Here is a 24,439-nt window from a genome sequence, read left to right as displayed (position 1 = left end):
TGATGGTCCGATCATGTGTGCGCTCTTGAACGCCAGGCTTACCTCCGGTAATGATCTCCGGACGGCCCGGCGACGGCGGCGGGCGCGTGAACGGAGCCCCCATGACTGGACACGGCAGGCGCAGGTTTCTCACCTACCTGGTGGCCGCGCCCACCTTGGCCGTGGCGACCAAGATCGGTCTGGACGCCTATGAACCCGGCATCGCCGAGGCGGCCATCCCCACCCCGCCCGCGCCCGCCGATCTGATCGACCTCGGTGATCTGCTGATCCTGGCGGGCAAGCCCACCTCGGGCATGCTGGTCCTGAGCGTCGACGACGACGGCATCGTCCACTTCCGGCTGCCGAGGGAAGAGGTCGGGCAGGGCCTGACCACCGCGGTGGCCATGCTGGTGGCCGAGGAGCTGGACACTCCGCTCGACCGGGTACGCGTCCAATTGGACGACGCCCGGTCCGAGTTGCTCTTCAATCAGCTGACCGGCAGCTCCAACTCCATCCGCTCGCTGTACGACCCTGTACGGCACACCGCGGCGGCCGCCCGCGCACGCATGATCGGCGCGGCGGCCAAGCAATGGGGCGTGAGCGCAGGCGACTTGACGGTCCGTCAAGGAGTGGTGAGCGCACCCGACGGCCGCACCGCCTCCTACGGGGCACTCTCGGCGGCCGCCGCCTCCTTCGACCTCGGCTCGCTGACCGTCACGCCGAAGAAGGAGTCCGAGCACACCCTCGTCGGCACCCCCACCTCCCGTATCGACGCCAGGGCGCTGGTCACCGGCGGACAGGTGTACACGCTCGACCTCGACGTCCCCGGGGCCAAGCCCTGCATGGTGCGCCGCCCGCCAACCGTCAACGGCACCGTGAAGGCCGTGAACAACGAGGCCGTCGTACGCGCCATGCCCGGAGTCCTCGACGTGGTCACCATCGACACCGGTGTCGCCGTGATCGCCGAGACCTTCGGTCAGGCCCTCGATGCCAAGAACGCCCTGGACGTCGTCTGGGGCGGTGGCACGGTCGACGCCCTCTCCGACGACGACATCCGAGCGAAGCTGAAGGCCGCGACGCCGTCCCTCGATCTGCTCGGGCTGCTGGTCAAGAAGGTGGACGCCGAGTTCGACTTCGCGTTCGCCAGTCACGCGCCGATGGAGACCAACTCCGCCGTGGCCGACGTACGGGCGGACGGGGCCGAGATCTGGTCGGGCATGAAGTCGCCGAACGTCGCCCAGGCCGCCATCGCGCAGGCCGTCGGACTGCCGGTGGGCAAGGTCACGGTCCATGTGGTGCAGTCGGGCGGCTCCTTCGGGCGCCGGCTGTTCTACGACGCCGCACTGGAGGCGGCCGTCGTGTCCAAGAAGAGCCGCCGCCCGGTGCGGCTGATGTGGTCGCGCATCGACGACATGCGGCACGGCCGGATGCGGCCCGCGACGCACCACAGGATCCGCGCCACGTACGCCGCCGGTCAGGTCCTCACCTTCGTCCACCAGGTGGCCGCCGTGGAGACCGACTTCCGGCACGGTCTCGGCGACGCGGTCACCGCCGCCGCGGCTTCGCTGCCCACCGGCCTCGGCAACGCCACCTTCGCGCAGACCCTGTTCCTGACCACGGTGAAGTCCCCGTACAACTTCGGCGTCACCACCCAGGCGCTCACCGAAGTGCCGTTGAAGATGCACACCGGGTCGTGGCGCTCGGTGTACTCCGCCAACACACGGGGTGCCGAGGAGATCGTCGTCGACGAGCTGGCGGCGAAGCTCGGCCAGGATCCGGTCGCCTTCCGGCGCTCCTTCCTCAAGACGGACCGGCAGCGCGCCGTCCTCGACAAGGTCGCCGAGGAAGGCGACTGGGGCCGGACGCTGCCCGCCGGCTGGGCGCAGGGCGTCGGCTTCCACGAGGAGTACAAGTCCTGCACCGCCTGCCTGGTGGAGATCGACGCCACCGATCCCACGAAGCCCCGGGTCACGAAGGCGGTGATCGCGGCGGACGTCGGGCGGCCGGTCAATCCGCGCGGCCTTGAGGCACAGCTGCTCGGCGGACTCACGGACGCGATCTCCACCACGCTGCGGGCCGGGCTCCACATCGACAAGGGGCTTCCGCTGGAAGGCAGCTACTCGCAGTTCCACTATGCGCGCCAGAAGGACTCCCCGAAGGACGTACGGATCTTCGTCCTGCCGACGGACCACGATCCCGGCGGTGCGGGTGAGCTGGGTGTCCCCGCAGCCGTGGGCGCCATCGCCAACGCTTTCGCGCGGGCCACCGGCACCAAGCCGCGCAGCTTCCCGGTGAACTTCGACGTCGACTTCACCCCCTTCCCGCGCTGAGACCTCGCGTACCAGGAGCCCGTACATGCCCTCCCACACCTTCACCGTCAACGGGAAGACCGTCACCGTCGACGCCCCCGACGACCTGCCCCTGCTCTGGGCGCTGCGCGATCTGCTCGGCGTCCGCGGACCCAAGTACGGCTGTGGCATCGACGTCTGCAAGGCCTGCACGAGCCACCTCGACGGCGAGGCCGTGCGGCCCTGCGTGGTCCCGGTCGCCGAGGCCGCGGGCCGGGAGGTCACCACCATCGAGGGGCTCGCGGACGGGGACAAGCTGCACCCCGTCCAGGAAGCCTGGCTGGAGCAGGACGTGGCCCAGTGCGGCTACTGCCAGCCCGGCCAGATCATGGCGGCCGTCGCCCTGCTGAAGCGCACGAAGAACCCCACGGACGCCGACATCGACGAGATCGCGAACGTCTGCCGCTGTGGCACGTACTTCCGCATCCGCGAGGCGATCAAGAGCGCGGCGGCACGGATGGCGTGATGCCGGGAGGTACGCGGGCCGCGACCCGGAGGTGGCGTACGCGGGCCGCGGTACCTGACGAGGTCCGTCCGCCTGATGGACCTGCGGCCGAATCCCGGACCGAGACGTGGGAGGATCGGAGGTGGCGGGCCAGGGCCGCGCACCCGGTCGCGCCGTCGCCGTACGCGAGGACGCGCGTACGCAGCAGCAGTACCAGGGCGCGAGCATGAGGAGCACCGTTGAGCAGGTTGCGCTGGCTGACCGCGGGGGAGTCCCACGGTCCCGCACTTGTCGCGACGCTGGAGGGTCTTCCCGCCGGCGTGCCGATCACCACGGAGATGGTGGCGGACCACCTTGCCCGGCGGCGCCTGGGCTATGGACGCGGTGCCCGGATGAAGTTCGAGCGCGACGAGGTCACCTTCCTGGGCGGCGTACGCCACGGTCTCACCATGGGCTCCCCGGTCGCCGTCATGGTCGGCAACACCGAGTGGCCCAAGTGGGAGCAGGTCATGGCGGCCGATCCGGTCGACCCGGAGATCCTCGCCGACCTGGCCCGCAACGCCCCGCTGACCCGGCCCCGGCCCGGTCACGCCGACCTCGCGGGCATGCAGAAGTACGGCTTCGACGAGGCCCGACCGATCCTGGAGCGCGCCTCCGCCCGTGAGACCGCCGCCCGTGTGGCGCTCGGCGCGGTGGCCCGTTCGTACCTGAAGGAGACGGCCGGGATCGAGATCGTCTCGCACGTCGTCGAACTCGCCGCCGCCAAGGCGCCGTACGGGGTGTACCCCAAGCCCTCGGACGTCGAGAAGCTCGACGCCGACCCGGTGCGCTGCCTCGACGCCGACGCGTCGAAGGCGATGGTCGCGGAGATCGACCAGGCCCACAAGGACGGCGACACGCTCGGCGGCGTGGTCGAGGTGCTGGCGTACGGCGTGCCGGTGGGCCTCGGCTCGCACGTGCACTGGGACCGGCGTCTCGACGCCCGGCTCGCGGCCGCGCTCATGGGCATCCAGGCCATCAAGGGCGTCGAGGTCGGCGACGGCTTCGAGCTGGCGCGCGTGCCCGGCTCCAAGGCGCACGACGAGATCGTCCACACCGAGGACGGCATCCGGCGCACCTCCGGGCGCTCCGGAGGCACCGAGGGCGGTCTGACCACCGGTGAGCTGCTGCGCGTGCGTGCCGCGATGAAGCCGATCGCGACCGTGCCGCGCGCGCTCGCCACCATCGACGTCGCCACCGGCGAGGCCGCCAAGGCCCACCACCAGCGCTCCGACGTCTGCGCGGTCCCGGCCGCCGGCATCGTCGCCGAGGCCATGGTCGCCCTCGTCCTGGCGGACGCGGTCGCCGAGAAGTTCGGTGGCGACAGCGTCCCGGAGACCCGCCGCAACGTGCGGTCCTACCTCGACAACCTGGTCGTGCGGTGACCGCTCCGCGGCTCGTCCTCGTCGGCCCGATGGGTGTCGGCAAGTCCACGGTGGGCGCGCTGGTCGCAGAGCGGCTCGGCTGCGTCTACCGGGACACGGACGACGACATCGTGGCCGAGCAGGGCCGCACCATCGCCGACATCTTCGTCGACGAGGGCGAGCCCGTCTTCCGCGCCATCGAGAAGCAGGCCGTGCACAAGGCGCTCGCCGAACACGACGGCGTCCTGGCGCTCGGCGGCGGCGCGATCCTCGACGAGGACACCCGCGCACTGCTCGCCGGCCACCGTGTCGTCTACCTGTCGATGGACGTCGAGGAGGCGGTCCAGCGCACCGGCCTCAACGCGGCCCGGCCGCTGCTCGCCGTCAACCCGCGCCGGCAGTGGCGCGAGCTGATGGACGCGCGCCGCCACCTGTACACCGAAGTAGCCCGCGCGGTCGTGGCCACCGACGGCCGTACCCCCGAAGAGGTCGCCCAGGCGGTCCTCGACGCACTGGAGTTGAAGGAAGCATGAGCGAGGCAGTGACCCGTATCCAGGTCGGCGGCACCGCGGGCACCGACCCCTACGAGGTCCTCGTCGGCCGTCAACTCCTCGGTGAGCTCGGCGCGTTGGTCGGCGACAAGGCCAAGCGTGTCGCGGTCATCCACCCCGAGGCGCTCGCCGAGACCGGTGACGCGCTCCGTGCCGACCTGGCCGGGCAGGGCTTCGAGGCCGTCGCCATCCAGGTGCCGAACGCGGAGGAGGCCAAGACCGCCGAGGTCGCCGCCTACTGCTGGAAGGCGCTCGGCCAGTCCGGTTTCACCCGCACCGACGTCATCGTCGGCGTGGGCGGCGGCTCCACCACCGACCTGGCCGGTTTCGTCGCGGCGACCTGGCTGCGCGGGGTGCGCTGGATCGCCGTCCCCACCACCGTGCTCGCCATGGTGGACGCGGCGGTCGGCGGCAAGACCGGCATCAACACCGCCGAGGGCAAGAACCTGGTGGGCTCCTTCCACCCGCCCGCGGGCGTGCTCTGCGACCTGGCGGCGCTCGACTCGCTGCCGGTCAACGACTTCGTCTCCGGGCTCGCGGAGATCATCAAGGCCGGTTTCATCGCCGACCCGGTGATCCTGGAGCTCATCGAGTCCGACCCCGAGGCGGCGCGTACGCCCACGGGCCCGCACACCGCGGAGCTCATCGAGCGCTCCATCAAGGTCAAGGCCGAGGTCGTCTCCGGCGACCTCAAGGAGTCCGGGCTGCGCGAGATCCTCAACTACGGGCACACCCTCGCGCACGCCATCGAGAAGAACGAGCGCTACAAGTGGCGGCACGGCGCGGCCGTCGCCGTCGGTATGCACTTCGCCGCCGAACTCGGTCGTCTGGCGGGCCGGCTGGACGACGAGACCGCCGACCGCCACCGCACGATCCTGGAGTCCGTCGGCCTCCCGCTGAGCTACCGCTACGACCAGTGGCCCAAGCTCCTGGAGAACATGAAGGTCGACAAGAAGTCCCGCGGCGACCTGCTGCGCTTCATCGTCCTCGACGGCCTCGCCAAGCCGACGGTCCTGGAGGGCCCGGACCCGGCCGTCCTGCTCGCCGCGTACGGCGAGGTCGGGGAGTAGCAAGCGGCGGGCCCACGGCGGACGTATGGTCCAACGGGCCCGCACTTGGCCCGTTTTGCCCCTCGACTATGGGCACTTCGCACCTTCCCCGGCCGTTCACACAACGGCGGCCGGGGAAGGTACCGTTCGGTAGCGGACGGGATCGACACCCCGTTCGCCAGCGCCAATTGCCTGCACGAGACGGAGTGGCCCGGATGCAGCACGCAGTGGGGGCCCCGCTGCCGCCGCCCCACCAGCCGGGGCAGGGACCGGCCGCCGGCTGGTCGCCGGCCGGACAGCACCCGGGGCACCCGGGTCCCGCACCCGCTCCGGGTTTCACCGGGGCGCCCATGCCGCCCGGGGTTCCTCCCCTGCAGGCCCCGCAGCATCACGTGCCTCCGCACCACGGTCCGGCCCAGCCCGCACACCACGCGCCCGTGCCGCCCACGCCGGACACCACCGGGCATGTGCAGCTGCCCCCGGGAGGCCCCGTCGCCATACCGAGCGCGCCGCCCGCCGCGGGCACGCCCGACCTCACGGCCACCACGCTCGCGGTGCTGCTCATCGGCCCCGCGGGCGCCGGAAAGACCAGCGTCGCCAAGTACTGGGCGGACCACCGCCGGGTCCCCACCGCCCACATCAGCCTCGACGACGTACGCGAATGGGTGCGCTCGGGCTTCGCGGACCCGCAGTCGGGGTGGAACGATCATTCTGAGGCGCAGTATCGTCTCGCCCGCCGTACCTGCGGCTTCGCGGCGCGGAACTTCCTGGCCAACGGCATCTCCTGCATCCTCGACGACGCCGTCTTCCCGGACCGCCCGGTCGTCGGCCTCGGTGGCTGGAAGCGGCATGTGGGGCCGGGCCTGCTGCCCGTCGTCCTGCTCCCAGGGCTGGAGATAGTCCTGGAGCGCAACGCCGAGCGCTCCGGCAACCGCCGCCTCACCGACGAGGAAGTCGCCCGCATCCACGGCCGGATGGCCGGCTGGTACGGCTCCGGGCTCCCCATCATCGACAACTCGCAGCTCGACGTACCGGCCACGGCGCGCGTCCTGGACGACGTACTCGCCCGGTCGATCGCCAGCCCGCCGCAGTGGTGAACCTCCAGAAACCTCCGGCACGGACACCTCCGTGCACACGTCCGGCCCCGCACAACCGGCGACATCCGGCCACCGCTCGTACGCTCGGTTCATGTCAGAGGTGTACGCGGCGCGCAGAGAGCGGATCCGGGAACGCTGTACGGCGGGAGGCAGTGCGACGGCTCTCGTCACCCGCCCGGCCAATGTGAGGTATCTCGCCGGCGCGGCCCCGCGAGGTGCCGTGCTCCTGCTCGGCAGGGGTGAGGATCTGCTGCTCTGCGGCGGCCCGCCGAGCGGCGAGGCCGATGAAGGACGTCCCGACGAGGCACTGCGTGTGCAGGTGCTGCCGCGCGCGGGCGGCGACCCCGCCGTGGCCGCCGCCGATGTCGCCGCCGGTCAGGGCGCCGAGTCCCTCGCGGTCGAGGAACACCATCTGACGGTGACCCGGCACCGGGCCATCGGCTCGGTGGCGCCCCGGCTGCGCCTCGGTGACCTGGGCGGTGCGGTGGAACAGCTGCGGGTGATCAAGGACGAGGAGGAGATCTCCTGTCTGCGGATCGGCGCCGAGATCGCCGACCAGGCGCTGGGCGAGCTCCTCGAATCCATCCTGGTCGGCCGTACGGAACGCCATCTCGCCCTGGAGCTGGAGCGCCGCCTGGTCGACCACGGCGCCGACGGCCCGGCCTTCGCGACCTCGGTCGGCACCGGGCCGAACTCGGGGCGGCGTGGCCACCGGCCCACCGACCGGCGCGTCGAGGAGGGCGACTTCCTCTCCGTCTGCCTCGGCGCGACCTATCGCGGCTACCGCTGCGAGATCGGCCGTACGTTCGTGATCGGCACCTCGCCCGCCGACTGGCAGATCGAGCTGTACGACCTCGTCTTCGCCGCCCAGCGCGCCGGACGGGAGGCGCTGGCACCCGGGGCCTCCTACCGTGACGTGGACCGCGCGGCCCGCCAGGTACTGGACTCCGCGGGGTATGCGGAAGGCCTTCCACCGCTGACCGGGCACGGTGTGGGGCTCGAAATCGACGAGGACCCGCAGCTGGCCCCCGCAGCCATGGGTAAACTGGACGCTTGCGTGCCGGTCACCGTCGAACCGGGGGTCCACCTCCCGGGCCGGGGCGGTGTCCGGATCGATGACACGCTCGTCGTACGCCCCGAGGCGGACGGCGGACCCGAGCTACTCACCATCACGACCAAGGAACTGCTCGCGCTCTAGCCTTCGAGCTACGCGCGTGTCCCGGGGTCGTCCACGTCAGTCCAGGAGATTCCGCAACCGTGGCTTCCACGAACGACCTCAAGAACGGCCTGGTGCTCAAGCTCGACGGAGGCCAGCTCTGGTCCGTCGTCGAGTTCCAGCACGTCAAGCCCGGCAAGGGCCCGGCCTTCGTGCGCACCAAGCTGAAGAACGTGCTCTCCGGCAAGGTCGTCGACAAGACGTTCAACGCCGGCGTCAAGGTCGAGACGGCCACGATCGACAAGCGCGACATGCAGTTCTCGTACATGGACGGCGAGTACTTCGTCTTCATGGACATGGACACGTACGACCAGCTGATGGTCGACCGCAAGTCCGTCGGCGATGCCGCCAACTTCCTGATCGAGGGCTTCACGGCCACCGTCGCCCAGCACGAGGGCGAGGTGCTCTTCGTCGAGCTGCCCGCCGCCGTCGAGCTGGTCATCCAGGAGACCGAGCCGGGCGTCCAGGGCGACCGCTCCACCGGTGGCACCAAGCCCGCCACCCTGGAGACCGGCCACCAGATCCAGGTCCCGCTCTTCATCACCACCGGTGAGAAGATCAAGGTCGACACCCGCACCAGCGACTACCTCGGCCGGGTGAACAGCTAACCGTGGCTGCCCGCAACACGGCCCGCAAGCGCGCCTTCCAGATCCTCTTCGAGGGCGACCAGCGCGGCGTGGACGTCCTGACGGTCCTCGCGGACTGGATCCGGCACTCCCGGTCCGACACCCGGCAGCCGCCGGTGAGCGAGTACACGATGCAGCTGGTCGAGGGGTACGCCACCAAGGTGCGCCGGATCGACGACCTCATCTCGCAGTATGCCGTCGGTTGGACGCTGGACAGGATGCCGGTCGTCGACCGCAACATCCTGCGCCTCGGTGCCTACGAGCTGATCTGGGTCGACGAGACCCCGGACGCCGTGGTGCTCGACGAGGCGGTGCAGCTGGCCAAGGAGTTCTCCACGGACGAGTCGCCCTCGTTCGTGAACGGCCTGCTGGGCCGGCTGAAGGACCTGAAGCCGTCGCTCCGCCGCGACGAGGACTGAGCGGTGCCCGGCACCGCTTAGACGTACGAGGCGTACACGGCCGTACGAGAGGTACGCCGGGGTACGCGGAGGTACGAAAAACGCCGGAGGGCCCGCAGCGCGTCTGCTGCGGGCCCTCCGGCGTTCCCGTACCCATGAGGCTCCCGAGGCCCGCAGAAAGCCGCCGGGGTGGCCGGAACGCGATGTTCCGGCCACCCCGGCGGCACGTTTCTGCTCAGCTGTGCGAAGGGGTCAGCCCTCGTCGTGGGAGACCGCGCGACGCGCGTCCGCGTCCAGGACGCCCCAGCTGATGAGCTGCTCGGTCAGGACCGAGGGCGACTGGTCATAGATGACGGCGAGCGTGCGCAGGTCGTCCTGGCGGATCGACAGCACCTTGCCGTTGTAGTCACCGCGCTGCGACTGGATCGTCGCCGCGTAGCGCTGCAGGGGGCCCGCCTTCTCGGCCGGCACATGGGCAAGGCGCTCAAGGTCGAGAACCAGCTTCGGCGGCGGCTCGGCGGCCCCGCCCGGCGTGGTGCCCGGCAGCAGCTCCTGCACCGGAACTCCGTAGAAGTCCGCCAGCTCCGCGAGGCGCTGCACGGTGACGGCGCGGTCGCCGCGCTCGTACGAACCGACCACGACCGCCTTCCAGCGTCCCTGGGACTTCTCCTCGACGCCGTGGAGGGAAAGGCCCTGCTGGGTGCGGATGGCCCGGAGCTTGGCCCCGAGCTGTTTGGCGTATTCGCTGGACATATAGCTCCCCGGACGCTGTATCAACGTGCGGCTCCGCCGCGCGGCTGGTGACTCTTGTGACTCACAGTGAGGTTACGCAGCGTTACTCTTCCCCGTCAAGCCGAATGGTCCGGACCGACCCTTCCGTGGGAGTCACCCGCGGTGGCTCGAATGGGTGGTGATCAGGGACGTTGCCGGGCTGGTACCGTGGATGGCGCAATTCCGACGTCCTTTAATGATCCGTCCCGTGAGGCGGAGAAGGAGGTCCGTTTCGTATGGACACAGAGCATGACAAGCAGCAGTACGAGGCCGACGCACGGCCCGTGCTGGAAGCCCCCGACATCGCGCGGGTGCTGACCCGCATCGCCCACGAGATCGTCGAACGCGCCAAGGGCGCCGACGACGTGGTGCTCCTCGGCATTCCGACCCGAGGCGTCTTCCTGGCCCGCAGGCTGGCCGACAAGCTCGAAGAGATCACCGATCGCAAGATCCCGGTCGGATCCCTCGACATCACCATGTACCGCGACGACCTGCGCATGCACCCGCCGCGTGCGCTGGCCCGCACCGAGATCCCCGGTGACGGCATCGACGGCCGTCTCGTCGTCCTCGTCGACGACGTGCTCTTCTCCGGCCGCACGATTCGCGCGGCGCTCGACGCGCTGAACGACATCGGCCGCCCGCGCGCCGTGCAGCTCGCGGTCCTCGTCGACCGCGGCCACCGCGAACTGCCCATCCGCGCCGACTACGTCGGCAAGAACCTCCCCACGTCGTTGCGGGAGACGGTCAAGGTCCAGCTCGCCGAGGAGGACGGTCGCGACACCGTGCTGCTCGGTGCGAAGCGGACCTCCGCGGACGCACCGCAGTAGCCCTTGGGCGTACGCCGCTGTCGTACGCCCCTGCGCGCCCTGCCTGCCCGAATCCTCCCGAACTGAACTGCCTTACGGAGCCTGACAGATGCAGCGTCATCTCATCTCGGCCGCCGACCTCACCCGCGACGACGCCGTCCTGATCCTCGACACCGCCGAGGAGATGGCCCGGGTCGCCGACCGGCCGATCAAGAAGCTGCCGACCCTGCGCGGCCGCACCGTCGTCAACCTCTTCTTCGAGGACTCGACCCGCACCCGGATCTCCTTCGAGGCCGCCGAGAAGCGCCTCTCCGCGGACGTCATCAACTTCACCGCCAAGGGGTCGAGCGTCTCCAAGGGCGAGTCCCTCAAGGACACCGCGCAGACCCTCGAAGCCATGGGCGTCGACGCCGTCGTCATCCGGCACGGCGCCTCCGGAGCCCCCTACCGGCTCGCCACCTCCGGCTGGATCGACGCCGTCGTCATCAACGCGGGCGACGGCACCCACCAGCACCCCACGCAGGCCCTGCTCGACGCCTTCACCATGCGCCGACGCCTCGTCGGCCGGGACGCCGGGATAGGACAGGACCTGGCCGGCAAGCGCATCACGATCGTCGGCGACGTCCTGCACAGCCGGGTCGCCCGCTCCAACGTCGACCTGCTGCACACTCTCGGCGCCGAGGTCACCCTCGTCGCCCCGCCCACCCTGGTGCCGGTCGGCGTCGAGACCTGGCCCTGCGAGATCTCGTACGACCTCGACAGCACCCTCTCCAAGTCCGACGCGGTGATGATGCTGCGCGTCCAGCGCGAGCGGATGAACGCGGCGTTCTTCCCGACCGAGCGCGAGTACTCGCGGCGCTACGGCCTCGACGGCGAGCGCATGGCCAAGATGCCCGAGCACGCCATCGTGATGCACCCCGGCCCGATGGTCCGCGGCATGGAGATCACCGCCGAGGTCGCCGACTCCGAGCGCTGCACCGTCGTCGAGCAGGTCGCCAACGGGGTCTCGATCCGGATGGCCGTGCTGTACCTGCTCCTTGGCGGCAACGAGCCCGCCGTCACCCACACCCGTACCGAGGAGAAGTAAGACCATGAGCAAGATCCTGATCCGCGGTGCGAAGGTGCTCGGCGGCGAGCCGCAGGACGTGCTGATCGACGGCGCTGTCATCGAGGCGGTCGGTACCGGCCTCGCGGCCGAGGGCGCCGAGGTCGTCGAGGCCGACGGCAAGGTGCTGCTCCCCGGTCTCGTCGACCTGCACACCCATCTGCGCGAGCCGGGCCGCGAGGACTCCGAGACCGTGCTGACCGGTACCCGGGCGGCGGCGAGCGGCGGCTACACCGCCGTGTTCGCCATGGCCAACACCTTCCCGGTCGCCGACACCGCCGGTGTGGTCGAGCAGGTCTACCGGCTCGGCCAGGAGCACGGCTACTGCGATGTGCAGCCCATCGGCGCCGTCACGGTCGGCCTGGAGGGCAAGAAGCTCGCCGAGCTGGGCGCGATGCACGAGTCCGCGGCCGGGGTGACCGTCTTCTCCGACGACGGCAAGTGCGTGGACGACGCCGTGATCATGCGCCGGGCGCTCGAATACGTGAAGGCCTTCGGCGGTGTGGTCGCGCAGCACGCGCAGGAGCCCCGCCTCACCGAAGGTGCCCAGATGAACGAGGGCGTCGTCTCCGCCGAGCTGGGGCTCGGCGGCTGGCCGGCGGTGGCCGAGGAATCGATCATCGCCCGGGACGTCCTGCTCGCCGAGCATGTCGGCTCCCGCGTCCACATCTGCCACCTGTCGACCGCCGGCAGCGTCGAGATCGTGCGCTGGGCCAAGTCCCGCGGCATCGACGTCACCGCCGAGGTCACCCCGCACCACCTGCTCCTCACCGACGAGCTGGCCCGCACGTACAACCCGGTCTACAAGGTCAACCCGCCGCTGCGCACCGAGCGTGACGTCATGGCCCTGCGCGAGGCGCTCGCCGACGGCACGATCGACATCGTCGCCACCGACCACGCGCCGCACCCGCACGAGGACAAGGACTGCGAGTGGGCCGCCGCCGCCATGGGCATGGTGGGGCTCGAGACCGCCCTGTCCGTCGTGCAGCAGACGATGATCGAGACCGGACTGCTCGACTGGGCCGGTGTCGCCGACCGTATGTCCGTCAAGCCCGCGCGGATCGGCCAGGCGCAGGGCCACGGCCGCCCCGTCTCGGCAGGTGAGCCCGCCAACCTCACGCTGGTCGACACGGAATACCGTGGGGCCGTGGACCCCGCGGGCTTCGCCTCGCGCAGCCGCAACACTCCCTACGAGGGCCGTGAGCTGCCGGGCCGGGTCACGCACACCTGGCTGCGGGGCAAGGCCACCCTCGTCGACGGGAAGCTCGCGTGACACCTCTCATCTCGATGGCCGCCGAACAGAAGTCGGCGGAAGTGACCGACTGGGCCGCCCGGGCCGGCTGGCTCGTCGGTCTGGCCCTCTTCGTCGCCCTCGTCTACTGGCTGATGCGCGAGGGCTGGAAGTGGCGCGGCACCCTCCAGGGTGACCTGCCCGAGCTCCCCACCGCGCCGGAAGATCCGGGCCCGGCGAGACTGAGCATGAGCGGCCGCTACCACGGTTCCACCACCGCCGGGCAGTGGCTCGACCGTATCGTGGCGCACGGCCTGGGCACCCGCAGCCTGGTCGAGCTCACGCTGACGGACGCGGGACTGGACGTCGTACGCCCCGGGGCCACCGACTTCTTCATCCCGGCCGAGGCGCTGCGCGAGGCCCTGCTCGGCAAGGGAATCGCCGGCAAGGTCCTCAGCGAGGGCGGACTGCTCATCGTCACGTGGGCGCACGGTGACAAGCTGATCGACTCCGGGTTCCGCTCGGACCGCGCGGCCGAGCACAACGAGTGGGTCGAGACCCTGACCAACATGATCAACAAGACGGAAACGGAAGGCGCACGATGACGACCTCCATCCAGGGAGTCGCCTCGCAGAGGCACAAGGCAGCTCCCGCCGTACTCGTCCTGGAGGACGGCCGGATGTTCCGTGGCCGCGCCTACGGGGCGGTGGGGGAGACCTTCGGCGAAGCGGTGTTCTCCACCGGCATGACCGGCTACCAGGAGACCCTCACCGACCCGTCCTACCACCGCCAGGTCGTCGTGATGACCGCCCCGCACATCGGCAACACCGGCGTCAACGACGAGGACCCCGAGTCGCAGCGGATCTGGGTCGCGGGCTATGTCGTACGCGACCCCGCGCGCGTGCCCTCCAACTGGCGCTCCCGGCGCTCGCTGGACGAGGAGCTCCGCAAGCAGGGCGTCGTCGGCATCAGCGGCATCGACACGCGAGCCCTCACCCGCCATCTGCGCGAGCGCGGCGCCATGCGTGTCGGCATCTTCTCCGGCAACGCGCTGCCCGACGAGGGCACGATGCTCGCCGAGGTCCGCCAGGCGCCCGAGATGGCGGGCGCGAACCTCGCCGCCGAGGTCGCCACCAAGGAGACGTACGTCGTCCCCGCGATCGGCGAGAAGCGCTTCACCGTCGCCGCCGTCGACCTGGGTATCAAGGGCATGACCCCGCACCGCATGGCCGAGCGCGGCATCGAGGTGCACGTGCTGCCCGCGACGGCCACGGCCGAGGACGTGTACGCCGTGAACCCCGACGGTGTCTTCTTCTCCAACGGCCCCGGTGACCCGGCGACCGCCGACGGCCCGGTGGCCGTCATGCAGGAAGTGCTCGCCCGCAAGACGCCGCTCTTCGGCATCTGCTTCGGCAACCAGATCCTGGGCCGCGCGCTCGGCTTCGGCACCTACAAGCTGAAGTACGGCCACCGCGGCATCAACCAGCCCGTGCAGGACCGCACGACCGGCAAGGTCGAGGTCACCGCGCACAACCACGGCTTCGCCGTCGACGCCCCGCTCGACAAGGTGTCCGACACCCCCTACGGCCGCGCCGAGGTCTCCCACGTCTGCCTGAACGACCAGGTCGTCGAGGGGCTCCACCTCCTCGACCAGCCGGCCTTCAGCGTCCAGTACCACCCCGAAGCGGCAGCGGGCCCGCACGACGCCGCCTACCTGTTCGACCGCTTCGTATCCCTGATGGAGGGCCAGCGTGCCTAAGCGCACCGATATCCAGTCCGTCCTGGTCATCGGCTCCGGCCCGATCGTCATCGGCCAGGCCGCCGAGTTCGACTACTCCGGCACCCAGGCGTGCCGCGTCCTGCGCGCCGAGGGACTCAGGGTCATCCTGGTCAACTCCAACCCGGCGACGATCATGACCGACCCGGAGATCGCCGACGCCACGTACGTCGAGCCGATCACCCCCGAGTTCGTCGAGAAGATCATCGCCAAGGAGCGGCCGGACGCCCTGCTGCCCACCCTCGGCGGTCAGACGGCGCTCAACACCGCCATCTCGCTGCACGAGTCCGGGACCCTCGAGAAGTACGGCGTCGAGCTCATCGGCGCCAACGTCGAGGCGATCAACAAGGGCGAGGACCGCGACCTCTTCAAGGGCGTCGTGGAAGCGGTGAACGCGAAGATCGGGTACGGCGAGTCCGCCCGGTCCGTGATCTGCCACTCCATGGACGACGTGCTCGGGGGCGTCGAGACGCTCGGCGGCTACCCCGTCGTCGTCCGCCCCTCCTTCACGATGGGCGGCGCCGGCTCCGGCTTCGCGCACGACGAGGAGGAGCTCCGCCGCATCGCCGGTCAGGGCCTGACGCTCTCCCCGACCACCGAGGTGCTCCTGGAGGAGTCCATCCTCGGCTGGAAGGAGTACGAGCTGGAGCTGATGCGCGACAAGCACGACAACGTCGTGGTCGTCTGCTCCATCGAGAACTTCGACCCCATGGGCGTGCACACCGGTGACTCGATCACCGTCGCCCCGTCGATGACGCTCACCGACCGCGAGTACCAGATCCTGCGCGACATCGGCATCGCGGTCATCCGCGAGGTCGGCGTCGACACCGGCGGCTGCAACATCCAGTTCGCGGTGAACCCCGAGGACGGCCGGGTCATCGTCATCGAGATGAACCCGCGCGTGTCCCGCTCCTCGGCCCTCGCCTCCAAGGCGACCGGCTTCCCGATCGCCAAGATCGCCGCGAAGCTCGCCGTCGGCTACACGCTGGACGAGATCCCGAACGACATCACCGAGAAGACCCCGGCGTCCTTCGAGCCGACGCTCGACTACGTGGTGGTCAAGGCCCCGCGCTTCGCCTTCGAGAAGTTCCCGAGCGCCGACTCCACCCTCACCACGACCATGAAGTCGGTCGGCGAGGCCATGGCGATCGGCCGCAACTTCACCGAGGCGCTGCAGAAGGCGCTGCGCTCGCTGGAGAAGAAGGGCAGCCAGTTCACCTTCGTCGGCGAGCCCGGCGACAAGGCTGAGCTGCTGGCGGAGGCCGTGCGGCCGACCGACGGGCGCATCAACTCCGTCATGCAGGCCATCCGCGCGGGCGCCACGCCCGAGGAGGTCTTCGAGTCGACGAAGATCGACCCGTGGTTCATCGACCAGCTGTTCCTGATCAAGGAGATCGCGGACGAGCTGGCCGGCGCCGCCAAGCTGGAACCGGAACTGCTCGCCGAGGCCAAGCGGCACGGCTTCTCCGACGCGCAGATCGCCGAGATCCGCGGGCTCCGCGAGGACGTCGTACGCGAGGTGCGGCACGCGCTGGGCGTGCGCCCGGTGTACAAGACGGTCGACACCTGCGCCGCCGAGTTCGCGGCCAATACGCCGTACTTCTACTCCTCCTACGACGAGGAGACGGAGGTCGCCTCCCGCGAGAAGCCGGCCGTCATCATCCTCGGCTCCGGCCCGAACCGCATCGGCCAGGGCATCGAGTTCGACTACTCCTGCGTCCACGCCTCCTTCGCGCTCAGCGACGCCGGCTACGAGACCGTGATGGTCAACTGCAACCCCGAGACCGTCTCCACGGACTACGACACCTCCGACCGCCTGTACTTCGAGCCGCTGACGCTCGAAGACGTGCTGGAGATCGTCCACGCGGAGACGCTGGCCGGTCCGGTCGCGGGTGTGATCGTGCAGCTCGGCGGCCAGACCCCGCTGGGCCTGGCGCAGGCGCTGAAGGACAACGGCGTGCCGATCGTCGGTACGCCCCCCGAGGCGATCCACGCCGCCGAGGACCGCGGCGCCTTCGGGCAGGTCCTCGCGGAGGCCGGTCTCCCGGCCCCCAAGCACGGCACGGCCACCACGTTCGCCGGGGCCAAGGCCATCGCCGACGAGATCGGCTACCCCGTCCTCGTACGGCCGTCGTACGTGCTCGGCGGGCGCGGCATGGAGATCGTGTACGACGAGACGCGGCTGTCCTCGTACATCGCCGAGTCGACCGAGATCAGCCCTTCCCGGCCCGTCCTGGTCGACCGCTTCCTCGACGACGCGATCGAGATCGACGTCGACGCGCTGTACGACGGCGAGGAGCTGTACCTCGGCGGCGTCATGGAGCACATCGAGGAGGCCGGTATCCACTCCGGCGACTCGGCGTGCGCGCTGCCCCCGATCACGCTCGGCGGGTTCGACATCAAGCGCCTGCGGGCCTCCACCGAGGCCATCGCGAAGGGTGTCGGGGTCCGTGGACTGATCAACATCCAGTTCGCCATGGCGGGCGACATCCTGTACGTCCTCGAAGCCAACCCGCGTGCCTCGCGCACCGTCCCCTTCACCTCGAAGGCGACCGCGGTGCCGCTGGCGAAGGCCGCCGCCCGGATCTCGCTGGGCGCGACCGTCGCCGAACTGCGCGCCGAGGGGCTGCTCCCCGCCAACGGCGACGGCGGCACGCTCCCGCTGGACGCGCCGATCTCCGTCAAGGAAGCCGTCATGCCGTGGTCGCGGTTCCGCGACATCCACGGGCGCGGCGTCGACACGGTGCTCGGCCCGGAGATGCGCTCCACCGGTGAAGTCATGGGCATCGACTCGGTGTTCGGCACGGCGTACGCCAAGTCCCAGGCGGGCGCGTACGGTCCGCTGCCGACCAAGGGCCGCGCCTTCATCTCGGTCGCCAACCGCGACAAGCGCTCGATGATCTTCCCGGCGCGTGAACTCGTCGCCCACGGCTTCGAGTTGCTCGCCACGTCCGGCACGGCCGAGGTGCTCAAGCGCAACGGCCTCAACGCCACGGTCGTGCGCAAGCAGAGCGAGGGCGAGGGCCCGAACGGCGAGAAGACCATCGTCCAGCTCATCCACGACGGCCAGGTCGACCTCATCGTCAACACGCCGTACGGCACCGGTGGCCGCCTCGACGGCTACGAGATCCGTACGGCCGCCGTGGCCCGGTCCGTGCCGTGTCTGACGACGGTCCAGGCTCTCGCCGCCGCCGTCCAGGGCATCGACGCGCTCAACCACGGTGACGTGGGCGTGCGTTCACTCCAGGAACACGCCCAGCATCTGACCGCGGCCCGCGACTAGCAGCCCTGAGGGGGACACCGGAAACGGTGTCCCCCTCTTCATGAGCCCCCTTCACCGGGCTCTTCAGCCCCCTTCACCGGGCTCTTTCGAGGACATGACCATGTACAAGCTCTTCTTCAACCTCGTCTTCAAGCGGATGGACCCGGAGCAGGCCCACTATCTGGCCTTCCGCTGGATCCGGCTCGCCGTCCGCATCCCCGTGCTGCGCACCTTCATCGCCGCCGCGCTCGCGCCCCGCTACAAGGAATTGCGGACCGAGGCGTTCGGGCTGCGGATGCACGGCCCGTTCGGGCTCGCGGCCGGCTTCGACAAGAACGCGGTCGCCATCGACGGGATGTCGATGCTCGGCTTCGACCACATCGAGATCGGCACCGTGACGGGGGAGCCGCAGCCCGGCAACCCCAAGAAGCGGCTGTTCCGCCTTGTGCCGGACCGGGCGCTGATCAACCGCATGGGGTTCAACAACGAGGGTTCCGCGGCCGTCAGCGAGCGCCTGGGGGCCCGTACGCCCGTCTTCAGGACCGTCGTGGGCGTCAACATCGGCAAGACCAAGGTCGTCCCCGAGGCGGAGGCCGTCGGCGACTACGTGAAGTCGACCGAGCGGCTCGCCCGGCACGCCGACTATCTCGTGGTCAATGTGAGCTCGCCGAACACGCCGGGCCTGCGCAATCTGCAGGCCACGGAGGCGCTGCGGCCCCTCCTGAGCGCCGTCCGCGAGGCCGCCGACCGTGCGGTCACCGACCGGCGTGTGCCGCTCCTCGTCAAGATCGCGCCCGACCTCGCCGACGAGGACATCGACGCGGTCGCCGACCTGGCCGTCGAGCTCGGCCTGGACGGGATCATCGCCACGAACACCACCATCGCGCGCGAGGGACTCGGTTTGAAGTCCCAACCCTCTCTGGTCAAGGAGACCGGCGGACTCTCCGGCGCCCCGCTGAAGGCACGCTCCCTCGAGGTGCTGCGCCGCCTCTACGCGCGCGTGGGCGACCGGATCACCCTGGTGGGCGTCGGCGGCATCGAGAACGCCGAGGACGCCTGGCAGCGCATCCTGGCCGGCGCCACGCTGGTCCAGGGCTACAGCGCCTTCATCTACGAGGGCCCCTTCTGGGGTCGCGCCATCCACAAGGGGCTCGCCGCGCGCCTCCGTACGAGCCCGTACGCCACCCTCGCCGACGCGGTCGGCGCCGACGTGAGGAAGTCCGCATGAGCCTGGAACCCTTTGGCGCACGTCTTCGCCGTGCCATGGACGAGCGCGGCCCGCTGTGCGTGGGCATCGACCCGCACGCCTCCCTGCTCGGCGACTGGGGTCTGAACGACGACATCGCGGGCCTGGAGCGCTTCAGCCGCACGGTCGTCGAGGCGCTGGCCGACCGGGTCGCCGTCCTCAAGCCGCAGAGCGCGTTCTTCGAGCGCTTCGGGTCGCGCGGGATCGCCGTCCTGGAGAAGTCGGTCGAGGAGGCGCGGGCGGCCGGGGCGCTGGTCGTGATGGACGCCAAGCGCGGCGACATCGGTTCGACCATGGCCGCGTACGCGGAGACCTTCCTGCGCAAGGACGCGCCGCTCTTCTCGGACGCGCTGACCGTGTCGCCGTATCTGGGCTACGGCTCGCTGAAGCCCGCGGTGGAGCTGGCGCGCGAGAGCGGGGCCGGGCTCTTCGTGCTCGCGCTCACCTCCAACCCGGAGGGCGGCGAGGTGCAGCACGCGGTCCGCGCGGACGGCCGGAACGTCGGAGCGACGATGCTCGGGCACCTGGCCGCCGAGAACGCGGGGGAGACGCCCCTGGGCTCCTTCGGCGCGGTCGTCGGCGCCACGCTGGGCGACCTCTCCTCCTACGACCTGGACATCAACGGACCTCTCCTCGCGCCCGGAATCGGCGCCCAGGGGGCCACGGCCGCCGATCTGGCGGGTGTCTTCGGGGCGGCGGTGCGCAATGTCGTCCCGAACGTCAGCCGGGGTGTTCTGCGTCACGGTCCCGACGTGGCCGCGCTGCGGGAGTCCGCGGAGCGCTTCGCGGAGGAGATCAGGGCGGCTGTGACGGCCGCCTGAGTCCTCCGACGGCCGCTCGGCAGTCCTCCGATGAGTGTCTTCGGAGCGCCTTGAGTCTGAATACATCCTCAAATCCGGGGCAGTATGTCGGAAATGTCGGGCTCCAGGGAGGCTGACCAGGACTTTTCCGCTGTTCTCGCTGACTCTGGCGGACTTGGCCGCTAGTCTCCGACGCAGGGTGAACGGGCAAGCGTGTTGCTCGTAGCTCCCCAGGTGTGGGGCGACTAGGTTCCTCACCGGTCCGTATCCGACAGATCGACATCCGAGGTGACGTAGGCGTGGCTCTTCCGCCCCTTACCCCTGAACAGCGCGCAGCCGCGCTCGAAAAGGCCGCCGCGGCTCGCCGGGAGCGGGCCGAGGTCAAGAATCGACTCAAGCACTCCGGCGCCTCCCTTCACGAGGTCATCAAGCAGGGCCAGGAGAATGACGTCATCGGCAAGATGAAGGTCTCCGCTCTCCTCGAGTCCCTGCCGGGCGTGGGCAAGGTCCGCGCCAAGCAGATCATGGAGCGACTCGGGATCTCCGAGAGCCGCCGCGTGCGTGGCCTCGGCTCGAACCAGATCGCCTCCTTGGAGCGTGAGTTCGGCGGCTCCGGCGCCTGAGTCCTGGGCATACCGGGATTGCTGGAATAATCGCTGCATGAGTGAACGTCCGCGGCTGACCGTGCTCTCCGGCCCCTCAGGGGTCGGCAAGAGCACGGTCGTCGCCCATATGCGCAAGGAACACCCCGAGGTCTGGCTCTCGGTGTCGGCGACGACCCGCAAGCCGCGCCCCGGTGAGAAGCACGGAGTCCACTACTTCTTCGTCAGCGACGAGGAGATGGACAAGCTGATCGCCAACGGCGAGCTCCTGGAGTGGGCCGAATTCGCCGGCAACCGTTACGGGACGCCGCGTGCGGCCGTCCTGGAGCGGCTGGAGGCGGGTGAGCCGGTCCTCCTGGAGATCGACCTCCAGGGCGCCCGGCTGGTCCGTGAGTCCATGCCCGAGGCCCAGCTCGTGTTCCTGGCCCCTCCCTCCTGGGAGGAGCTGGTGCGCAGGCTCACCGGGCGGGGCACCGAGCCGCCCGAGGTGATCGAGCGCCGCCTGGAGGCGGCCAAGATCGAGCTGGCGGCCGAGCCGGAGTTCGATGTCACCCTGGTCAACACCTCCGTCGAGGACGTAGCGCGCGAGCTGCTAGCCTTGATGGAAGTTGTTTGATCTTTCAGGTCTTTTTTCCACCTTTCGGAAGGCAGAGCGTGTCCTCTTCCATCACCACGCCCGAGGGCATCATCAACCCTCCGATCGACGAGCTTCTTGAGGCCACCGACTCGAAGTACAGCCTCGTGATCTACGCCGCCAAGCGCGCCCGTCAGATCAACGCGTACTACTCCCAGCTCGGCGAGGGCCTCCTCGAGTACGTCGGTCCGCTCGTGGACACCCACGTCCACGAGAAGCCGCTCTCCATCGCCCTGCGTGAGATCAACGCGGGTCTGCTGACGTCCGAGGCCGTTGAGGGCCCCGCGCAGTAGTCACTGTTTATTTCCTCATCCCAGGCCCGGCGGCGCGACTGTCGGGCCTGTGGTGTGTCATGGAGTCGTACGTCTTCGAGCCGGGGCGTGCGTGTCTCGAGTGCGGGGAGGCCCTGGTGGGCAAGCCGAAGGTCGTTCTGGGGGTCAGCGGTGGCATCGCCGCGTACAAGGCCTGTGAGCTGCTGCGCAGGCTGACGGAGTCGGGCCACGACGTACGGGTCGTCCCCACCGAGTCCGCGCTGCACTTCGTCGGCGCCGCCACCTGGTCCGCGCTCTCCGGCCACCCCGTCTCCACCGAGGTCTGGTCCGACGTCCACGAGGTTCCGCACGTCCGCATCGGACAGCACGCCGACCTGGTGGTCGTCGCCCCCGCCACGGCCGACATGCTGGCCAAGGCGGCCCACGGCCTCGCCGACGACCTCCTCACCAACACTCTCCTCACGGCCCGCTGTCCGGTCGTCTTCGCGCCCGCCATGCACACCGAGATGTGGGAGCACCCGGCCACGCAGGAGAACGTGGCGACGCTGCGCCGCCGCGGCGCCGTCGTCATCGAGCCCGCGGTGGGGCGCCTGACCGGCGTCGACACCGGCAAGGGCCGGCTGCCCGACCCGGGGGAGATCTTCGAGATCTGTCGCCGCGTCCTCGCACGCGGCGTCACCGAGCCGGATCTCGCCGGCCGTCACGTCGTCGTCAGCGCGGGCGGCACCCGCGAGCCGCTCGACCCGGTCCGCTTCCTCGGCAACCGCTCCTCCGGCAAGCAGGGGTACGCCCTCGCCCGCACCGCGGCGGCGCGGGGCGCCCGGGTCACGCTGATCGCCGCGAACACCGGACTGCCGGACCCGGCGGGCGTGGACGTCGTCCAGGTGGGGACCGCCGTGCAGTTGCGCGAGGCGGTGCTGAAGGCGGCCTCGGACGCCGACGCCGTGGTGATGGCCGCGGCGGTGGCGGACTTCCGCCCGGCGGCGTACGCGGCCGGGAAAATCAAGAAGAAGGACGGCCAGGAACCGGAGCCGGTCGTTCTGATCCGTAATCCGGACATCCTCGCGGAGATATCGGCGGACCGTCCGCGTCCCGGCCAGGTGGTCGTCGGCTTCGCCGCCGAGACGGACGACGTCCTCGCCAACGGTCGTACGAAACTGGAGCGCAAGGGATGCGACCTCCTCGTCGTGAACGAGGTGGGGGAGCGCAAGACCTTCGGTTCCGAGGAGAACGAGGCCGTGGTGCTGGGCGCCGACGGCAGCGAGACTCCGGTGCCGTACGGACCCAAGGAGGCTCTGGCCGATATCGTGTGGGACCTGGTGACACGCCGTCTGAGGTGAATGTCTCATTCACCTCAACAGTCGCCTCCATCCGCGCGAAAACGACTGCGGCGACTCTGGTGGAGACCCGGCGTCATGGCGCAGAATGCCCGTGCCGCAGGTCACAGCGCTTCCGAGAAGCGAGACAGGGGGGCCTGCGGGGGAGTGCGACCGATAAACTGTTCTCGGACGACGCCGAGCGCAGCTCTCGTCCCGTCCACCAATGATCAGCCAGCAGCCGCTGCAACCTCAGGGAGCGTTGTGTCCCGTCGCCTGTTCACCTCGGAGTCTGTCACCGAGGGCCACCCCGACAAGATCGCTGACCAGATCAGCGACACCATTCTCGATGCGCTTCTGCGCGAGGACCCGACGTCCCGGGTCGCCGTGGAGACGCTGATCACGACCGGCCTGGTGCACGTGGCCGGCGAGGTCACGACCAAGGCGTACGCGCCGATCGCCCAGCTGGTCCGGGACAAGATCCTGGAGATCGGTTACGACTCGTCGAAGAAGGGCTTCGACGGCGCTTCCTGTGGCGTGTCGGTGTCGATCGGCTCCCAGTCGCCGGACATCGCGCAGGGCGTCGACACGGCGTACGAGCAGCGTGTCGAGGGCGACGAGGACGAGCTGGACAAGCAGGGTGCGGGCGACCAGGGCCTGATGTTCGGGTACGCGACGGACGAGACGCCGAATCTGATGCCGCTGCCGATCCACCTGGCGCACAAGCTGTCCAAGCGGCTGTCCGAGGTCCGCAAGAACGGCACGATCCCTTACCTCCGCCCGGACGGCAAGACCCAGGTCACCATCGAGTACGACGGTGACAAGGCGGTCCGCCTGGACACGGTCGTCGTCTCCTCGCAGCACGCGAGCGACATCGACCTGGACTCGCTCCTCGCGCCCGACATCCGCGAGTTCGTGGTCGAGCCGGAGCTGAAGGCCCTCCTGGACGACGGCATCAAGCTGGAGACCGAGGGCTACCGCCTGCTGGTCAACCCCACCGGCCGCTTCGAGATCGGCGGCCCGATGGGTGACGCCGGCCTGACCGGCCGCAAGATCATCATCGACACGTACGGCGGCATGGCCCGCCACGGCGGCGGCGCCTTCTCCGGCAAGGACCCGTCCAAGGTTGACCGCTCGGCGGCGTACGCGATGCGCTGGGTCGCGAAGAACGTCGTCGCCGCGGGCCTCGCCTCCCGCTGCGAGGTCCAGGTCGCCTACGCCATCGGCAAGGCCGAGCCCGTCGGTCTCTTCGTCGAGACCTTCGGGACCGCCAAGGTCGAAGCCGAGAAGATCGAGACCGCCATCACCGAGGTCTTCGACCTCCGTCCGGCGGCCATCATCCGCGACCTCGACCTGCTGCGTCCGATCTACTCCCAGACCGCCGCGTACGGCCACTTCGGCCGCGAGCTGCCCGACTTCACGTGGGAGCGCACGGACCGGGTGGACGCGCTGCGCAAGGCCGCCGGCCTGTAGAACGAGCTGTTCGGCGAGGCCCGGTGCCCCTT

23 protein-coding genes are annotated in these 24,439 nt (G+C 70.1%); 22 read left to right on the top strand and 1 reads right to left on the bottom strand.

The window, feature by feature from the left end; translation table 11 throughout:
- Positions 1-101: 101 nt before the first annotated feature.
- The 9 genes from AB5J50_RS09615 to nusB all read left to right on the top strand — a co-directional run bounded on the left by AB5J50_RS09615 (position 102) and on the right by nusB (position 9,133).
- A complete protein-coding gene (locus AB5J50_RS09615; protein WP_369256706.1) occupies positions 102-2,309 on the top strand; it encodes a molybdopterin cofactor-binding domain-containing protein in 2,208 nt (735 codons plus the stop codon).
- Between the two features lie 25 nt (positions 2,310-2,334).
- Positions 2,335-2,793: a (2Fe-2S)-binding protein gene (locus tag AB5J50_RS09610; RefSeq protein ID WP_330303176.1), complete on the top strand. Its 459-nt coding sequence runs from the start codon at positions 2,335-2,337 to the stop codon at positions 2,791-2,793.
- Between the two features lie 218 nt (positions 2,794-3,011).
- Positions 3,012-4,196: a chorismate synthase gene (gene aroC, locus AB5J50_RS09605; RefSeq protein ID WP_369256704.1), complete on the top strand. Its 1,185-nt coding sequence runs from the start codon at positions 3,012-3,014 to the stop codon at positions 4,194-4,196.
- Positions 4,197-4,225: 29 nt separating this feature from the next.
- Entirely contained in the window at positions 4,226-4,708 is a 483-nt protein-coding gene (locus AB5J50_RS09600) for a shikimate kinase (RefSeq protein WP_369265350.1), read from the top strand.
- Complete coding sequence (gene aroB / locus AB5J50_RS09595) at positions 4,705-5,796, top strand: 3-dehydroquinate synthase (RefSeq protein ID WP_330303174.1); 1,092 nt, start codon at positions 4,705-4,707, stop codon at positions 5,794-5,796. Before AB5J50_RS09600 ends, aroB begins: the two co-directional genes overlap by 4 nt.
- Before the next feature lie 194 nt (positions 5,797-5,990).
- On the top strand, positions 5,991-6,872 hold the full coding sequence (locus AB5J50_RS09590) for a Pro-rich N-terminal domain-containing protein (RefSeq protein WP_369256702.1): 882 nt from the start codon (positions 5,991-5,993) through the stop codon (positions 6,870-6,872).
- A 91-nt stretch (positions 6,873-6,963) separates the two neighbouring features.
- A complete protein-coding gene (locus AB5J50_RS09585) occupies positions 6,964-8,070 on the top strand; it encodes a M24 family metallopeptidase (protein ID WP_369256700.1) in 1,107 nt (368 codons plus the stop codon).
- A 59-nt stretch (positions 8,071-8,129) separates the two neighbouring features.
- Positions 8,130-8,696, top strand: a complete 567-nt coding sequence (efp, locus tag AB5J50_RS09580; RefSeq protein WP_010988257.1) for an elongation factor P — start codon at positions 8,130-8,132, stop codon at positions 8,694-8,696.
- A 2-nt stretch (positions 8,697-8,698) separates the two neighbouring features.
- Positions 8,699-9,133 (top strand): transcription antitermination factor NusB, encoded by a 435-nt coding sequence (nusB, locus tag AB5J50_RS09575; protein ID WP_327427244.1) that lies wholly within the window; start codon positions 8,699-8,701, stop codon positions 9,131-9,133.
- Positions 9,134-9,364: 231 nt separating this feature from the next.
- On the opposite strand, the gene bldD is transcribed toward nusB, so the two are convergent.
- Positions 9,365-9,865: a transcriptional regulator BldD gene (gene bldD, locus AB5J50_RS09570; protein ID WP_067366005.1), complete on the bottom strand. Its 501-nt coding sequence runs from the start codon at positions 9,863-9,865 to the stop codon at positions 9,365-9,367.
- Between the two features lie 254 nt (positions 9,866-10,119).
- Here bldD and pyrR point away from each other — a divergent pair, with 254 nt between their 5' ends.
- The 13 genes from pyrR to metK all read left to right on the top strand — a co-directional run bounded on the left by pyrR (position 10,120) and on the right by metK (position 24,407).
- Positions 10,120-10,710 (top strand): bifunctional pyr operon transcriptional regulator/uracil phosphoribosyltransferase PyrR, encoded by a 591-nt coding sequence (pyrR, locus tag AB5J50_RS09565; RefSeq protein ID WP_330303169.1) that lies wholly within the window; start codon positions 10,120-10,122, stop codon positions 10,708-10,710.
- A gap of 88 nt (positions 10,711-10,798) precedes the next feature.
- A complete protein-coding gene (locus AB5J50_RS09560; protein WP_369256697.1) occupies positions 10,799-11,776 on the top strand; it encodes an aspartate carbamoyltransferase catalytic subunit in 978 nt (325 codons plus the stop codon).
- 4 nt (positions 11,777-11,780) lie between these two features.
- Positions 11,781-13,067 (top strand): dihydroorotase, encoded by a 1,287-nt coding sequence (locus AB5J50_RS09555; protein ID WP_369256695.1) that lies wholly within the window; start codon positions 11,781-11,783, stop codon positions 13,065-13,067.
- Positions 13,064-13,630 (top strand): hypothetical protein, encoded by a 567-nt coding sequence (locus AB5J50_RS09550; protein ID WP_369256693.1) that lies wholly within the window; start codon positions 13,064-13,066, stop codon positions 13,628-13,630. The genes AB5J50_RS09555 and AB5J50_RS09550 overlap by 4 nt, the downstream gene beginning before the upstream one ends.
- A complete protein-coding gene (carA, locus tag AB5J50_RS09545) occupies positions 13,627-14,784 on the top strand; it encodes a glutamine-hydrolyzing carbamoyl-phosphate synthase small subunit (RefSeq protein ID WP_327427238.1) in 1,158 nt (385 codons plus the stop codon). Before AB5J50_RS09550 ends, carA begins: the two co-directional genes overlap by 4 nt.
- Positions 14,777-18,085, top strand: coding sequence for a carbamoyl-phosphate synthase large subunit (gene carB, locus AB5J50_RS09540; RefSeq protein WP_369256691.1), 3,309 nt, complete (start codon positions 14,777-14,779; stop codon positions 18,083-18,085). Before carA ends, carB begins: the two co-directional genes overlap by 8 nt.
- A gap of 100 nt (positions 18,086-18,185) precedes the next feature.
- Positions 18,186-19,292 (top strand): quinone-dependent dihydroorotate dehydrogenase, encoded by a 1,107-nt coding sequence (locus tag AB5J50_RS09535; RefSeq protein ID WP_369265349.1) that lies wholly within the window; start codon positions 18,186-18,188, stop codon positions 19,290-19,292.
- Positions 19,289-20,131, top strand: coding sequence for an orotidine-5'-phosphate decarboxylase (gene pyrF / locus AB5J50_RS09530; RefSeq protein ID WP_369256689.1), 843 nt, complete (start codon positions 19,289-19,291; stop codon positions 20,129-20,131). Before AB5J50_RS09535 ends, pyrF begins: the two co-directional genes overlap by 4 nt.
- Positions 20,132-20,409: 278 nt before the next feature.
- Complete coding sequence (locus tag AB5J50_RS09525) at positions 20,410-20,733, top strand: integration host factor (RefSeq protein WP_016638838.1); 324 nt, start codon at positions 20,410-20,412, stop codon at positions 20,731-20,733.
- A 37-nt stretch (positions 20,734-20,770) separates the two neighbouring features.
- On the top strand, positions 20,771-21,328 hold the full coding sequence (gene gmk / locus AB5J50_RS09520; protein WP_330303163.1) for a guanylate kinase: 558 nt from the start codon (positions 20,771-20,773) through the stop codon (positions 21,326-21,328).
- A gap of 38 nt (positions 21,329-21,366) precedes the next feature.
- A complete protein-coding gene (rpoZ, locus tag AB5J50_RS09515) occupies positions 21,367-21,639 on the top strand; it encodes a DNA-directed RNA polymerase subunit omega (RefSeq protein WP_030610454.1) in 273 nt (90 codons plus the stop codon).
- A gap of 116 nt (positions 21,640-21,755) precedes the next feature.
- Entirely contained in the window at positions 21,756-22,958 is a 1,203-nt protein-coding gene (gene coaBC / locus AB5J50_RS09510) for a bifunctional phosphopantothenoylcysteine decarboxylase/phosphopantothenate--cysteine ligase CoaBC (protein WP_327427233.1), read from the top strand.
- Positions 22,959-23,198: 240 nt separating this feature from the next.
- The gene (gene metK / locus AB5J50_RS09505) at positions 23,199-24,407 is read left to right on the top strand and encodes a methionine adenosyltransferase (RefSeq protein ID WP_327427232.1); all 1,209 of its coding nucleotides are present in this window, start codon (positions 23,199-23,201) and stop codon (positions 24,405-24,407) included.
- Positions 24,408-24,439 lie beyond the last annotated feature (32 nt).

This window comes from Streptomyces sp. R35 (assembly GCF_041053035.1).
Classification (GTDB): Bacteria; Actinomycetota; Actinomycetes; order Streptomycetales; family Streptomycetaceae; genus Streptomyces; species Streptomyces lutosisoli.
The sequence above is the reverse complement of the archived record's forward strand: the minus strand, read 5'-3'. Positions and strand labels throughout refer to the sequence as shown.

Bases quoted from the DNA above. Each gene is read 5' to 3' on its own strand.
- AB5J50_RS09615 (WP_369256706.1), top strand. From the start codon at position 102: ATGACTGGACACGGCAGGCGCAGGTTTCTCACCTACCTGGTGGCCGCG.
- AB5J50_RS09610 (WP_330303176.1), top strand. From the start codon at position 2,335: ATGCCCTCCCACACCTTCACCGTCAACGGGAAGACCGTCACCGTCGAC.
- AB5J50_RS09600 (WP_369265350.1), top strand. From the start codon at position 4,226: ATGGGTGTCGGCAAGTCCACGGTGGGCGCGCTGGTCGCAGAGCGGCTC.
- aroB (WP_330303174.1), top strand. From the start codon at position 4,705: ATGAGCGAGGCAGTGACCCGTATCCAGGTCGGCGGCACCGCGGGCACC.
- AB5J50_RS09590 (WP_369256702.1), top strand. From the start codon at position 5,991: ATGCAGCACGCAGTGGGGGCCCCGCTGCCGCCGCCCCACCAGCCGGGG.
- AB5J50_RS09585 (WP_369256700.1), top strand. From the start codon at position 6,964: ATGTCAGAGGTGTACGCGGCGCGCAGAGAGCGGATCCGGGAACGCTGT.
- bldD (WP_067366005.1), bottom strand. From the start codon at position 9,865: ATGTCCAGCGAATACGCCAAACAGCTCGGGGCCAAGCTCCGGGCCATC.
- pyrR (WP_330303169.1), top strand. From the start codon at position 10,120: ATGGACACAGAGCATGACAAGCAGCAGTACGAGGCCGACGCACGGCCC.
- AB5J50_RS09560 (WP_369256697.1), top strand. From the start codon at position 10,799: ATGCAGCGTCATCTCATCTCGGCCGCCGACCTCACCCGCGACGACGCC.
- AB5J50_RS09555 (WP_369256695.1), top strand. From the start codon at position 11,781: ATGAGCAAGATCCTGATCCGCGGTGCGAAGGTGCTCGGCGGCGAGCCG.
- carA (WP_327427238.1), top strand. From the start codon at position 13,627: ATGACGACCTCCATCCAGGGAGTCGCCTCGCAGAGGCACAAGGCAGCT.
- AB5J50_RS09535 (WP_369265349.1), top strand. From the start codon at position 18,186: ATGTACAAGCTCTTCTTCAACCTCGTCTTCAAGCGGATGGACCCGGAG.
- pyrF (WP_369256689.1), top strand. From the start codon at position 19,289: ATGAGCCTGGAACCCTTTGGCGCACGTCTTCGCCGTGCCATGGACGAG.
- gmk (WP_330303163.1), top strand. From the start codon at position 20,771: ATGAGTGAACGTCCGCGGCTGACCGTGCTCTCCGGCCCCTCAGGGGTC.